14 protein-coding genes and 1 pseudogene are annotated in these 13,549 nt (G+C 63.1%); 10 read left to right on the top strand and 5 right to left on the bottom strand.

The features are described 5' to 3' along the window. Positions 1–67: 67 nt before the first annotated feature. From MYCSM_RS07745 to MYCSM_RS07720, 6 genes are all read left to right on the top strand, one after another. Complete coding sequence (locus MYCSM_RS07745) at positions 68–1,867, top strand: serine/threonine-protein kinase (protein WP_015305588.1); 1,800 nt, start codon at positions 68–70, stop codon at positions 1,865–1,867. Between the two features lie 120 nt (positions 1,868–1,987). Further along, entirely contained in the window at positions 1,988–3,214 is a 1,227-nt protein-coding gene (locus MYCSM_RS07740) for a DUF1214 domain-containing protein (protein ID WP_015305587.1), read from the top strand. Beyond that, positions 3,211–4,356 (top strand): sulfotransferase family protein, encoded by a 1,146-nt coding sequence (locus MYCSM_RS07735; RefSeq protein ID WP_015305586.1) that lies wholly within the window; start codon positions 3,211–3,213, stop codon positions 4,354–4,356. The genes MYCSM_RS07740 and MYCSM_RS07735 overlap by 4 nt, the downstream gene beginning before the upstream one ends. Then, on the top strand, positions 4,353–4,988 hold the full coding sequence (locus tag MYCSM_RS07730; protein WP_015305585.1) for a TetR/AcrR family transcriptional regulator: 636 nt from the start codon (positions 4,353–4,355) through the stop codon (positions 4,986–4,988). The genes MYCSM_RS07735 and MYCSM_RS07730 overlap by 4 nt, the downstream gene beginning before the upstream one ends. Beyond that, complete coding sequence (locus MYCSM_RS07725) at positions 4,979–5,782, top strand: SDR family NAD(P)-dependent oxidoreductase (RefSeq protein WP_015305584.1); 804 nt, start codon at positions 4,979–4,981, stop codon at positions 5,780–5,782. The genes MYCSM_RS07730 and MYCSM_RS07725 overlap by 10 nt, the downstream gene beginning before the upstream one ends. 74 nt (positions 5,783–5,856) lie before the next feature. Beyond that, complete coding sequence (locus MYCSM_RS07720) at positions 5,857–6,090, top strand: hypothetical protein (RefSeq protein WP_015305583.1); 234 nt, start codon at positions 5,857–5,859, stop codon at positions 6,088–6,090. On the opposite strand, the gene MYCSM_RS07715 is transcribed toward MYCSM_RS07720, so the two are convergent. Further along, a complete protein-coding gene (locus MYCSM_RS07715) occupies positions 6,050–6,793 on the bottom strand; it encodes a YwaF family protein (protein WP_015305582.1) in 744 nt (247 codons plus the stop codon). The two genes, MYCSM_RS07720 and MYCSM_RS07715, sit on opposite strands and share 41 nt — an antisense overlap. Next, the gene (locus MYCSM_RS07710) at positions 6,793–8,163 is read right to left on the bottom strand and encodes a WS/DGAT/MGAT family O-acyltransferase (RefSeq protein WP_015305581.1); all 1,371 of its coding nucleotides are present in this window, start codon (positions 8,161–8,163) and stop codon (positions 6,793–6,795) included. The genes MYCSM_RS07715 and MYCSM_RS07710 overlap by 1 nt, the downstream gene beginning before the upstream one ends. Before the next feature lie 74 nt (positions 8,164–8,237). On the opposite strand from MYCSM_RS07710, the gene MYCSM_RS07705 reads away from it, so the two are divergent. Continuing rightward, entirely contained in the window at positions 8,238–9,083 is an 846-nt protein-coding gene (locus MYCSM_RS07705; protein ID WP_015305580.1) for a mycofactocin-coupled SDR family oxidoreductase, read from the top strand. Positions 9,084–9,106: 23 nt separating this feature from the next. On the opposite strand, the gene MYCSM_RS07700 is transcribed toward MYCSM_RS07705, so the two are convergent. After that, positions 9,107–9,487, bottom strand: a complete 381-nt coding sequence (locus MYCSM_RS07700) for a MerR family transcriptional regulator (RefSeq protein ID WP_015305579.1) — start codon at positions 9,485–9,487, stop codon at positions 9,107–9,109. A gap of 169 nt (positions 9,488–9,656) precedes the next feature. Between MYCSM_RS07700 and MYCSM_RS07695 the strand changes: the two genes are divergently transcribed. Beyond that, positions 9,657–10,397 carry a PAS and ANTAR domain-containing protein gene (locus MYCSM_RS07695; RefSeq protein ID WP_083906252.1) on the top strand — a complete coding sequence of 247 codons (741 nt, stop codon included), beginning with the start codon at positions 9,657–9,659 and terminating at the stop codon, positions 10,395–10,397. 13 nt (positions 10,398–10,410) lie between these two features. On the opposite strand, the gene MYCSM_RS07690 is transcribed toward MYCSM_RS07695, so the two are convergent. Beyond that, positions 10,411–11,379, bottom strand: a complete 969-nt coding sequence (locus MYCSM_RS07690; RefSeq protein WP_015305578.1) for an alpha/beta fold hydrolase — start codon at positions 11,377–11,379, stop codon at positions 10,411–10,413. 72 nt (positions 11,380–11,451) lie between these two features. Between MYCSM_RS07690 and MYCSM_RS07685 the strand changes: the two genes are divergently transcribed. Both MYCSM_RS07685 and MYCSM_RS38085 read left to right on the top strand, forming a co-directional pair. Beyond that, positions 11,452–11,985 carry a nuclear transport factor 2 family protein gene (locus MYCSM_RS07685; protein ID WP_041311493.1) on the top strand — a complete coding sequence of 178 codons (534 nt, stop codon included), beginning with the start codon at positions 11,452–11,454 and terminating at the stop codon, positions 11,983–11,985. 59 nt (positions 11,986–12,044) lie between these two features. Next, a pseudogene (locus MYCSM_RS38085) lies at positions 12,045–12,257 on the top strand (formate/nitrite transporter family protein); the annotation flags it as partial. A 53-nt stretch (positions 12,258–12,310) separates the two neighbouring features. Here the strand turns inward: MYCSM_RS38085 and MYCSM_RS07675 are convergent. Next, positions 12,311–13,549, bottom strand: a complete 1,239-nt coding sequence (locus tag MYCSM_RS07675) for a fatty acid desaturase family protein (RefSeq protein WP_015305576.1) — start codon at positions 13,547–13,549, stop codon at positions 12,311–12,313.

Here is a 13,549-nt window from a genome sequence, read left to right as displayed (position 1 = left end):
CCATTTCGACGATGACCGCCAACTGCGGAGTTCGCGACCGAGCCGTGCTGGTTTGTAGGCTTTCGGGATGCCGTTCAACAACGGTGACGTCTTCGCTGGTTACGTCATTCAGCGGATGATCGGCACCGGTGGGATGGGCGAGGTCTACCTCGCCCAGCATCCACGCCTGCCTCGGCGAGACGCGCTGAAGATCTTGTCGTCGGCCTCGACCAGGGACGACGAGTTTCGAGCCAGATTCACCCGTGAGGCCGAGTTGGCCGCGACGCTGTGGCACCCGCACATCGTCCGCGTTCTCGATCGTGGCGAGTTCAATGGCCGACTGTGGATCTCCATGGACTACGTGGACGGCACTGACGCGGGTCGTTTGATTCGGGAGCGCTACCCGAAAGGCATGCCCGAAGAAGACGTCGCGGAGATAGTGACAGCGATGGCGGATGCGCTCGATTTCGGCCATGAGCGCCGTCTGCTTCATCGCGACGTCAAACCCGAGAACATTCTCGTGAACGCGTCCGACGGTCACCGACGCAGAGTGCTGTTGACCGACTTCGGCATCGCCCGCCGCATCGATGACGTCAGCAACCTCACCGACGCCGATGTCGCCGTGGGAACGATCAGCTACATCGCCCCCGAGCAGTTGCTGGGCAAGCCGCTGGACGGCCGGGCAGACCAATATGCGTTGGCGGCCACGGCTTTTCACCTGCTGACCGGATCGCCACCGTTTGAAGACTCAAATCGCGCCGTTGTCATCAGCCACCACCTCGGCACCCCGGCACCTCGGCTCTCGCAGCGCCGACCCGACCTCGCGCACCTCGACGCCATACTCGCACGGGCACTGGCCAAAGACCCGGCCGACCGATACCCGACGTGTCTTGACTTCGCCCGTGCGCTCACCCAGCAGACCCCGCGCCCCGATGTGGCTGCGCCTGTAGGCCAATCCGGCCAAGCGTCGGGATCTGGCGGCCGATCACACACGCAACGTCTCGAGCGTTTGGTCGTTCACGGCACCGCACGCGGAGTCCAGCACAGCGGCGCGCACGGTGAGGTCGGGATCTTGTCGTTCGACGTCGTGCCACATGACCCAGTAGCCGGCGGGCGTGCCTTGGTACCCGTGGAGATCCCGACTCAACTCGGAGCGGGTCAGCTCGCTGACGGCGATGAGGTCGAGGTCAGTGGCGTCTGGGACGGCAACCTGCTGGACGCCGACACGATCGTCAACGTCTCGGCCACCCCGTCACCCAAGAGGCGATGGCCGAAGCCGCGCGACAAGGCACCGCGCGACAAGGCACCGCGCGTCAAGGCACCGAAAGGGCGACGGAATCGGATCGCAATGCTCGGCGCACTCGCCGGCGTGGTCGTGGTGGCGGCCGCTGCGGTTCTGTGGTTCACCGACGGCTTCGGTCTTTGGAGTCGTCCCGGGCCAATGGTCAAGCCATTGAGCGCCACCGTATTCTCGCCGGCCGGCGCCCCGGACAATCCGCAGCAAGCCGGCAAAGCGATCGACGGCAATCCGGACACGTCATGGTCCACAGTCACCTATAAAGACGCGGTGCCGTTCCCGAATTTCGTTGAGGGCGAGGGACTCTTGCTGCATCTGTCCGAACCGACCGCGCTGAGCGCCGTCACCATCGACTTGTCCAGCACGGGTACCGAGGTGCAGATCCGTTCGTCGCCGACCGAAACCCCAACCAAGTTGGCTGACACCACCGAGTTGACGCCAACGACACCGCTGCAGCCGGGGCACAACCGCATCGAGGTGCACGACGAGACCAAGACGTCGAATGTGCTCGTGTGGATCTCCAAATTGGGCACGACCGACGGCCAAAGCCGCACATCTATTTCCGAGATCACGCTGCAGGCGACCTCCTAGGGGTATCTCCCTCGACGGCTCGACGTTGACACTTCCGGCCGTCACTGTAATAGTGATGCCACGTTATCTGAAAACGCTGTTCTCAGATAAGCAGATCTAGATCCTCGGAGCGGAGGCCGCGTGAGCGTGGAGCAGAAGCCATTGGCCTGGTTACCGCACTCGATTGCGGAGGCGTCATTGACGGGCAGCGCCGGCGACGACATGGGGTTATCGGCAGCGTGGGCATATCTGCTTCGCAAGCTCGAGGGCGCCGCACGGATCGTCGAGTCCGATCCAGCAGCCCGAAATGAGGTCGACTTCGCGTCAGGCATGCGCCATCTGTTGGTACTGCTCGCCGCCGGCGTCGACGAGGCGCTGCGGTTCGATCCGGAGCCGATTCTGTCGGTGCAGCGCGCCACCACTGACGATGTGATCACGTGGGGCATGGAATGCCCGGACTGCATCTACACCCGCGCATCGTTGCGAGGCGGTGAAACCTACCGGCTATCCGGCAACCGTGGCACCGCTCGCTATGTCGGCTTGCAGACGATGAACGGAATCGTGTCGACCGCAAACGAATTGGTCGACGAACTCGAGGTGGACGCGGATGGCAACTTCGAGGTGATCCTCTCTGCCGAGGAGCGCCCCGGGAACTGGATGCGGATCGAAGGCGATCATCCGACTTTGACAGTGCGCCACTTCTTTTACGACTGGGACACCGAGGTGGCGTCCTCTCTGCGAATCGACAGGCTCGGCGAAGGCGTCATCCGCGAACAGTCCACCGTCAGTCCGGATGCCCTTGTGTCGCGTCAACTCGTCGCGCTCGGCGACTTTGTGCACGACAACCTGCAGTTCTTTCTCCAGTTCGGCGGGGCGGCGCCGGCGAACGGCTTTCTACCCCCGATCGACCACACCGCGATGGGAGCGGCAGCCGAAAACAGACCCGTCATCGGTCGCTGGGAAATCGCTGCCGATGAGGCGCTGATCCTCGAAGTTGAACCTCCGCAAGGTGTTTACTGGAGTTATTCGCTCGGCAACCCGTGGTGGGAGACCATCCACTACGGGCGCCACCAATCGAGTCTCAACGGCCACCAGGTCTGCACGGACGCCGACGGTCTGGTTCGTGTGGTGGTGTGCGAACGCGACCCCGGAATTGCGAACTGGCTCGACACCGCAGGCCACAGCAATGGCGCAATGATCCTTCGTTGCGTGCGCACCACGACGGCACCGACACCCCTCGCTCGGGTGGTCCCCTTCGACAAGGTCGCATCCTCGTTGCCGGCAGACACCACGCGGGTGACCGCCGCTGAGCGCTCAGCTGTCCTTGCCCGCCGCCGTCGCGCGGTGCACGAGAGGTTCGCGAAATGACATTCAGCGCAGACGAATTGGAAGAGGGTGCCCGCGCAGCGACAGGCCTCGACGACTTCGGATCGCCCTACTACCGGGAGGGACTCGAGCGCACAGTCGAGGCGTTGAATTCCGAAGCCGAGCTGTCCGAGATGGGCACGGTGATCCAACACGCCACGATCAGCAACGCTCTCATCCAGCGCCTCAAGATCGAGGACACCTATACCCGGCATCCCGAAATCGATAAAGAGGTGGTGGGCGGCCCCGTCTTCGTCATTGGACTACCGCGCACGGGCACAACGGCTCTCAGTCAATTGGTGGCCGCCGACCCTCAATTCCGGTCGCTACGGATGTGGGAGTCGCAGGCTCCGACCCCGCCGCCGGAGGCCGCAACGCAGTACACCGACCCCCGCATCGCGCAGGCCGAAGCCGGCCTGAAGTTGATGGACGAGATGTTCCCGTTGATGAGGATGCTCTACAACTCGGAGGCGACGGCCGCGACGGAATGCCAAGACCTCATGGGGATGAGCTTTCGCACCTTCCACTTCGATGGCGCGGTGCGTGTACCGAGTTATCTGGCCTGGCTGATGGATTGCGATATGCGCGAGACGTACACGTTCCATCGCCGGGTGCTCAAACTTCTGCAGTGGCACTGCCCACCGGCCCTGTGGCACCTCAAGACACCTGTACACATGTTCGCGCTCGATGCGCTCGTCGAGGCGTACCCCGAGGCAAAGTTCATGTGGAGCCATCGCGATCCTGCCAAGGTGATGGGTTCGGTCTGCAGCCTCATCCGTTACGTTCGTAGCTGGAGCAGCGATCGCGATGACCCGGTGGAACTCGGTGCAGAGCAACTCGACAGTTGGGCCGAGGCTGTCCGCCGGGCGATGGACTTCCGCAAACGTGTTGGCGAGGAACGGTTTTCCGATGTCGCGTTCGCGGAGCTGCAGTCGAATCCGGTGAGCACCCTGCGATCAAGTTACGAATCCCTTGGCTTGGTGTTCTCCGAAGCGGCCGCCGATTCGGTCGCGCGGTGGGCCGCCGAGCACAGGCCGGGTGCGCGCGGCGCGCACGACTACGAACTGGCCGACTTCGGCCTCACCCCAGAAGGAGTTCGAGAACGGTTTACGGAGTACCTACACACGTACGACGCAACCGGATGAACGCCCCAGCGACGCGGCGGCGAAGTAAGCTCGCTCCCGATCCCGATACGCGCAGGGCGCTCCTGGCCGCAGCGTCGGCCGCCCTGCGCGAGCACGGGGTCCAGGGACTGAGCATCGCTGCAGTCCTCCAACGCGCTCAACTGAGCACTCGCGCGTTCTATCGCCATTTCGAATCGAAGGACGAGCTGGTAGCTGCGGTCTTTCTGGACATGGCGAAAACTGAAAAGCGAAGGCTTAAACGGAAAATGGCGGTCGCCAGCGATCCGGCCGACGCTGTTGCCTCCTGGATAGACGGACGTCTGGACCTCGCGTTCAGCCAGAGCATCAAAACCGATCTGCGCCGCATGTCGCTGGAGGCACAATCGCAGAGTTTCGCAGCGCCGGAGCTGATCCAACCGGCCTACGCCGAGATGCTGGAGCCACTCATCGACCAGATTCAACAGGGTCTGGAGCAGGGTGTGTTCCACGATGTCGAAGCCACAAGTGCGGCACAGTCGATCCAGGGTGTGGTGTGGGCATGCACCGAACGGCAATGGGCAACAGGCGATTGCGAGCGCGCGGAGGTCCGAGAACGCACACTCCGATTTTGTTTGCGCGGCTTGGGAGTCATGGAGGAACCGCGATGGACCTAGGGCTAGCCGGATCAACAGCCGTCGTCACAGGCGGAAGTAAGGGCATGGGGTTGGCCATCGCTGAAACCTTGGCAGCCGAGGGAGCCAGCGTCGCTGTGATGGCGCGCGGCGCCGCCGCGCTCGATGCTGCAGTGGAAAAACTCAGGGCCGCAGGCGCTCCTGATGCCGTGGGCATCAGGGTAGACATGGCCGATCCCGCGTCCATCGTTGCGGGGTTTGCTTTCGTCGCCGATCTGTGGGGTCAACTCAACAGCCTGGTGCACACGATCGGCCCCGGCGATGGGTATTTCGAGGACATGGACGACAGCGATTGGGATGCTGCCTTCGCGCTCGGGACCATGTCGGGTGTGCGCTCAATTCGTGCTGCACTGCCTATGCTGCGCGCGGCCGACTGGGCGCGCATCGTGACCCTGTCCGCGCATTCCATTCAGCGGCAGAATCCACGGATCGTCGCCTACACCGCGTCAAAGGCCGCACTGTCCAGCGTCACCAAGAACTTGTCCAAAAGCCTTGCCAAGGATGGCATTCTGGTCAACTGCGTGTGCCCGGGCACCATCGTGACCGCGAGCTTCACCGAAAACCTCAAGGACATTCTCGCTGCCGACGGTCTTGATGCGTCGAATCCGCACGATGTGATGACGTGGATCGACAGGCACTTCCACCAGCCGTGCGATCTCGGCCGCGCCGGCCTTCCGGAGGAAATTGCGTCGATCACGGCTTACCTGGTGTCGAAACGCAACGGATACGTCACGGGGGCAACGGTGAACGTCGACGGGGGCTCGGACTTCGTGTAACGCCAGACCCTCGGTTTGGTCACGACAACGGCTGTGCGCTTCCGCATTGACGACCAAGGTGATTAGGTCGCCACATGAGTGCGGCCGGACCGCTGCAACTGCTTCTGCTCGCGGCGATCGCCGGCACCGGCGCGATGTGTGGCTTCCTCGCGTCGGCGTGGATTCTGCGGAAGAAAAGGCGAGCCCGCGGTTACTTCATCCTCGGCGTCCTCACCGGGTTGACGGCGGCAACGGTCACCCGCGGCAGGTATCGCAAGCTCGTCACGTTCAGATCTCTTGCGCGCGGCTTCGCACGGTCGGCTCGGTGACTGACCTGCGCTGCCACGGCCACGTCATCAGCGCCCACACGGCAAGGACGATCGCGATCTCGGTCAGCAGATAAATCGGCCACGGACCCAAGACATCAAGCACGGATGCAGTGGGCGGCTTGCGGTTGAGGTAGCCGTAGTTCGTTCCCGTTATCGCGTTGAAGATGAACGTGAACGCCGCCCACAGGAAGGTCACTCCGACCGTGAAGCGGTAATCACGCCAGCTCGGCCGGTTTCGTTGCCCCCACGTGAGATAGATGGCGGCCCACACGACGAGGACGTGCAGCGTGAAAAACGTGAGGAAAAGATGGTGGGGAAAATCCGGCGCACCTTCGGCCGGCGTGCCGACGTCAGGGGTGATCAACGCTTGCGAGCTCAGCAGCAGCCCCCAGTAATAGGCCAGCGCGAAGGCCCAATGCCGTTGGGACCACAGCGCGTAGGCCGCCGCGAGCTCGGCGACGTCGCACAGCTGCAGCGGCACCGAGGTTTGGATGTCGGGTCGGATCAGCTTGTACACCAACGCCACCGCGTACGCCGCGATGAGTAGAACCGCCAGCACGCGGCCAAGGACGCGGGCTTGCGCTTCGCTCTGCCGTCGCCCGATCCAGACCAGAAGCACAGCGCCCACAGCGAATATGGCGAGCACGACCAAGTGCGACGGCCCGTACGCCGTGAACTCCCGCTGCGTGGCCAGTGACAACATCAGCTCGCGATTCCGACGGCTTGCTCCAAGTCCGTCAACGAGTCCTCGAGGTGAATCAGCAAGCGCTGCAGGTGTGGAACGCTGCGGCGGCAGCCGACGAGGCCGAAGTCGAGGTTGTCGGCGGTGTTGGTCAGCGTGATGTTCAGGGCTTGCCCGTCCAACGCGATGGACAGCGGATAGTTGCCGTCCAGGCGGGCGCCTTTCCAGTACATCGGTTCGCGCGCACCGGGAACGTTGGAGATGACGATGTTGAACGGCGGCGGCGCCGACGACACGAACCCGGGTACCAACGCCAATGCAATACCCGACATCAGGAACGCAGACAACGCGAGCGCCTGGGGTCGGGGCAGCTCGGCGAACACCTTTTTGTTGTCGCGCATGGACGTGTTGATCGCTTCGAGTCGCTTGGCGGGGTCGGCGGTGTCGGTGGCGAGGTTGCACAGAATGGTGCCGACCATGTTGCCGCCGGCATCCTGCTCGTCGGCCGTGCGCAAGCTGACCGGAACCATTGCCACCAAAGGGTTTTCGGGCAGTGCGTTGCTTTCGATGAGGTATGCGCGAAGCGCTCCCGAGCACATGGCCAGCACCACGTCGTTGACGGTGACGCCGGCGGCGGACTTGATGGCACGGATCCGCGCGAGCGGCCACGACTGAGCGGCTACCCGCCGCGCTCCCCCGATCGGCACGTTGAACATCGTCTTGGGCGCGCGAAACGGCAGGGTCAGTTGCTGTTCCAGCAGCGCGGCCCTCGCGACTGAAAGAGTGGAGGGGGCCAGCGAGGCGACCGAACCGACCGCGCCGGTGATCGACTGCAACGCTGACCGTGACTGCCCCGGTTCCTTCGCTGCGCGCTTCGGGCCGAGTGTCCACGGCACCCGGATCTCGCGGTCGTCAGGATCGGTTGTCATCGACCGGATGGTCAGGCGTTGCGCGGAGATACCGTCGAGCAGCGCGTGATGGATCTTGGAGTAGACGGCGAAGCGGCCGTCTTCGAGGCCCTCGACGAGATGCGTCTCCCACAACGGCCGGTGCCGGTCGAGTAGTGTGCCGTGCCACCGCGACGTCAGCTCGAGCAGCTCACGAATCCGGCCTGGCCTCGGCACCGCCGACCTACGTAGGTGGTAGTCGATGTCCACCTCGTCGTCGAACGCCCAGGCGAAGTTGGCGATCCCGCCGAGAAGCCTGCCTGGGTGCTTTCGAAAAGTCGGCTGAAAGTCGTCGTTCTTGACGATCGTCTGGTGAAGGTCGCGGACGAAGTCGGGACCGCTGTCCGCGGGCGGTTCAAACAGTTGCAGGCCCGCGACATGCATCGGGTGTTCACGGGACTCACCGATGAGGAACATCGAATCGGTCGGCGAGATCAGTTCCATTGACGTGACGGTACCCACCCCGCGCAGGAATCGGGCAAGGTATAGAGGCTATTCCTTCGCTACGAGAGGCAACAATGTCGAACACGGTTGGCAGGGTGGCCGGCAAGGTCGCGTTCATCACGGGTGCAGCGCGCGGTCAGGGCCGCGAACACGCGGTCCGGCTCGCAGAGGAAGGTGCCGACATCATTGCCGTCGACGTGTGTGACGACATCGACGCCGCCGGATATCCGGGCGCGACGGAGGCGGATCTCGATGAGACGGCGGCTCTGGTCGAGAAGCTGGATCGGCGCATCGTCACAGCGAAGGCTGACGTCAGAGACCTCGAGGGCCTGCGCGCCGCGCTGCAGCTGGGCGTGGACCAGTTGGGCAGGCCGGATATCGTCATCGCCAACGCGGGTATCAGCGGCAACCCCACCCCTGCCGCCTCGATCGACGAGTCTGCTTGGCAGACAACGCTCGACATCAATCTGACCGGCGTCATGCACACCGTCAAAGTAGCTCTGCCCCACATGTCCGACGGCCGCGGCGGATCGATCATCCTGGTGAGCTCGATGCTCGGATTGCGCGGCGGCGGCTACATGGCCGGCTACGCCTCGGCCAAGCACGCCGTTGTCGGCCTGATGCACTCGCTCGCCAATGAGCTTGCACCGCAGTGGATCAGAGTGAATTCGATTCACCCCGGCAACATCCTGACGCCGATGCTCGACAACGACCACTTCCGTCGCACCGTGCGACCGGACCTCACCGAGCCGACGATGGCCGACGCGACACAGGTGATCGGGCACTTTCACATGCTGCCAAAACCGATCATCGAAGCCCGAGCAGTCAGCAATGCCGTCCTTTTTCTTGCCTCCGACGAGTCGCAGTACATCACGGGCGCGGCATTACCCGTCGACGCCGGAGCAGTCGCAAAGTTCTGACCGACGTTGTGGTCCGCGCGGGACTACCGTCGCGACCGGTTTGGGGTTTTGGCGCGCTTGGTGCCAGCACGCAGCGCGGCATTGTCATCCTCGAGCGCGATATTCCGGTCGCCGAGGGCGGCGTTGCGGTCCTCCAACGAGAGAATGCGGACGACACCGGCGAGGTTGACCCCCGCCGCGACGAGCTCGCCGATGCGCTGCAACCGCACCAAGTCGTCTGCGCTGTAGCGTCGGGTGCCACCAGCGCTCCGCTCCGGAGTCAGTAGGCCATGACGCTCGTAGAGCCGTAGCGACTGCACACTGATTCCGGACAGTTCGGCAGCCACCGAGATTCCGTAGACCCCGCGGTCGGATGGCGGGGGTTCGACCTTGCTGACCTTGTCCGTTGTGTCCTGTGTGGCCATGGGTGTGCCAAGTCCTGACGATATCGATGGGAAATCTGTGCCTAGTAAAGGGCAACATATATGCACTGCATTGCACAAGTCCTCTCATGGTGCTATACCAAATCTATGTCCGGAGACATAGATTGCCGTGGTCAGTGAACACCGGGAATCTTGGGACGGGAGTGACATCATGCCAATGCGCACGGATCGTGATGGGCGTGATCACGATGGCACTCGCTCCGCGTGCCTGACGACACTGCAGCAACCCACAGCGGCCTCAATCGCACGTCGAGTCGCCGCGGCCCTAGATGGCGGTAGCGCCGCCTCGCGCGTAGGAAGCTTTAGCTTCTGGTTTGCCGATCAGCGCTGGGAGTGGTCCGACGAGGTCTTCCGAATGCACGGTTATGAGCCGGGCTCGGTCGAACCGACGACGGAGTTGGTCTTGTCGCATAAACATCCCGACGACCGCCAGGCGGTGCAGGATCTCCTCGACCATCTGCTGCATACGGGCGGCTCGTTTTCCAGTAGACATCGGTTCTACGACACCGCGGGTGATGAGCACAGCGTGATTGTGGTCGCCGACCAGTTCGTCGATGAGACAGGCGAAGTCGTGGGCACGCGCGGTTACTACGTCGACGTCACTCAGGCGATGGAGGAGAACCGGCGCGACGTCCTCCACGAAGCCCTGCCGAAGGTCGTTGAAGCCCGCGCCGAGATCGAGCAGGCCAAAGGAGCGCTGCGGGTCATCTACGGCATCAGCGATGAACAAGCCTTTGCGCTCCTTCGATGGCGATCACAGCAGACCAACACCAAGCTGCGCGCGCTGGCCGCTCAACTGCTAACCGAACTTGAACGCCTGAGAGCCGAAACAGCTTCGCTGCGAACCCAAGTCGATCATCTGCTCCTGACCGTGCACGAGCGCGTCCCATAGCTAAAAGACGTGCTCAGTTCCTCGGCGTTACCTCGCCGGCTCTGTTTGTCGCGGCGGCGGGTTCGCGCGCTTCGGCGGTGGCACGGCCGATGAATTCGAGACCGGCGTTGATCGCGGGGCGGTGCCGCAGGATGCGATAGTGGGCCAAGCGTCCGAGCCCGCGCGTGGTCACCAACGTCGACCCTGGCCAAACGTCGACGATTTTCTGGCTCATGTCGTACGGACTGTCGGGGTCATCGGGGTCGTGGACCACCAGAAGGGGCGGCGGATCGTCGAGAGTTGCGGCCACTCGGCTGATATCGGTATCGAACAGCGGCATACCTATCCGTCGGTCGAGGCGGCGATGCAGCCCACTGAGGATGCGCGGTCCAAAGCCGTGGCGATCGGCGAAAATGTCCAGGTACCAAGAGAAGTCGCCCATCGGTGCCAGAAACACCAGACGTTCGACCTGGGCGCCCCGCGACACCGCGAGTGCGGCGGCCTTGGCGCCAAGGGAATGCGCCACGATCGCACGCGCCGGTCCGTGCGCGCGCACGAATGCTCTCACCGCTTCGGCACATTCGACGATCGTTGTGCGTCCTGGCGCGAGGTCACCCGGTTCTGACTCGTTATGGCTGGGCAGGTCGAAGGCGATGACCCGGTGGCCCGCTTCGACAAGCGGTTTCACGAAGACGCCGAGATGCGCGCGGCATCCGCCCCATCCGTGCACCAGATACACGGTCGGGCCGCCACCCCAGGACTCCCCCGCGATTCGGTGTCCAGACCACGTTGCCTCGACAGGCACGCTCGCGGGCACGCCCGGCGGCATGCGCAAGCTCGCTTCTACGTCCGGCGGTGTGCACCACAACTCGACGGCCCACCTGGAACCAAGCGCGGGCGCGAATCGCTCGAGCAGCCCGAGCGCGCGGCGAACCCGCGGCTCGACGGGCGGCTCAATGCCAGACCCTGCATCGTCCCCGGATAATCCGGCTTCGCCGACCATGCGGCCAAATCTTACCCGTGAGTAAGTTCACGTCTGCACATGGGCGGTCCACTGTGCTGCTTGACTATTGCGATGACGGCGACTGAGTCCTTGCTGGCGGAGATGCTCGACGAGTTCGCGCTGCGCAAGCTCGTCCATACCTACTGCCGCGCGGTGGATCGCGGCGACTTTGCGACGCTGCGTGGGCTCTACCACCACGATGCGGCGGACGCCCACGGCGAGATCTCAACGGGGTCAGTCGATGAGTTTCTCACGACGCTCGAAGCCTCGCGTCCACACATCCGATCGATGCAACACAACGTGACCACCGTGAACTTCGTGATCGACGGCATTCTCGCCGAGGGCGAGATCTACACCATCGCGACGCACACGTTCGGTGCAGGTTCTCGGGATGTCGACGTCATCGTCGGTGGGCGCTATCTCGACAAATACGAGAAGCGCGACGACATCTGGAAGATCATCGAACGCACGATCGTCACGGACTGGGCGCACGTGAACAATCCGTCGACAGTCGACCTCAGCCATCCGATAACCAGGGGCACACTCAAAGGGCGCCCCGGTGCCGATGATCCATCACACCAGTTCTTTTCGCTGTTTACCCAGTGACCTGCCAGCGCTACCGGATGCCCACCCTCGGCGGTCAGGTCGGGCAATAAGCAGTCTTCGCGGCGGCTGTCGCAGGTGCGTTCCTGCTTGCCGGGCTGCAGATGTTCCACTCGATTCTGGATTCACTGCCGATTTTCGGCGCACTGGCGACCGGCAACGCGCCATTCGGGTATATCAGCTGGCTTCATTGGTTCGGGTACACCGCCGTCGGGAACATGGTCGGCGGCCTGGTTCTCGTCACGCTTCTTCGTCTGCTGCGAAGCAAGGATTGACTACAAGAGGAGCGTGACGAGGCAGACGCGCCGTAACCGTTTGGCAGGAGAGGTTATCCGCTAGCCATGGCTCCAGTCTGCAACTCGCGCAACGCCGTACGCAGGCCTCGGCGCTTCCCCGTGAGGTGATCGACACCAAAGCTCTCCCGCACGCCGTCGCGGATGCGGAACTTCAACTCCGAATTCGTTTCGGGAGCGTCATCGGCAGTTGCCTTCAGTAGCTTGTCGGGCAATGCGAGCTTGGCGATGGTCCAGAACGACTGCGCGTATTGGCGCAGCAGAGGCCCGGTCGTGTATGGCAGGTCGTACTTCTCGCAGAGCGCCTGGACGCGTTCGCTGATTTCTGCATACCTGTTGCTAGGCAGGTCGGGAAACAGGTGGTGTTCGATCTGATAACACAGGTTGCCACTCATGAACGCCATCGCCGGCCCCGCGTGAAAGTTCGCCGAGCCCAGCATCTGTCGCAGATACCATTCGGCTTGAGTCTCGTTCTCGAACTCATCTTTGGTGAACTTCTCTGCACCGTCGGGGAAGTGCCCGCAGAAGATCACCATGTAGGACCAGTAATTGCGGATCAGATTGGCGACGGCGTTGGCGCCCAAGGTGTGCTTCCAGTTCGGTCCGGTCAGAGCGGGGAAGACGATGTAGTCCTTGCCGACCTGCTTGCCGACTTTCTTGCCGATGATCCGCAGATCCTTGCGAACCTCCTCCATCGACTTCTCGCCCCGGCGGTACTTCGTTGTTTCCACACCGTGCAGAGCGACGCCCCATTCGAACAAGGTTCCAAGCAGCACGTTGTAGATCGGGTTGCCGATCATCCACCGTTCCCAGCGTTGGTCTCGGGTGAGACGCATGATGCCGTAGCCGATGTCGTCGTCCATCCCGACGACGTTTGTGTACTTGTGATGAATGAAGTTGTGCGACTTCTTCCAATGCACGCTCGGCGAGGTGGTGTCCCACTCCCATTCGGTGGAATGGATCTCCGGATCGTTCATCCAATCCCATTGGCCGTGAATGATGTTGTGGCCGAGTTCCATGTTCTCGATGATCTTCGCCGCGGCCAGCATCGCTGTGCCAACGACCCAGGCCACCTTGTTCTTGCTCGCGAACAAAGCCACGCGGCCGCCGGCGGCCAACGCCCGCTGCAGTTGGATGGTACGTCGGATGTACCGGGAGTCGCGCTCACCGCGCGATTCCTCGATGTCGCTTCGGATCGCGTCCAGTTCCGTCGCGAGTTGCTCGACGTCCTCGGCGGTCAGGTGTGCGTATTGCTTGATGTCGGTGATAGCCAT

Origin of the sequence: Mycobacterium sp. JS623 (assembly GCF_000328565.1) — a bacterium.
In the GTDB taxonomy this organism is placed as follows: Bacteria; Actinomycetota; Actinomycetes; order Mycobacteriales; family Mycobacteriaceae; genus Mycobacterium.
This window is presented reverse-complemented; position numbering and strand designations above follow the sequence as displayed.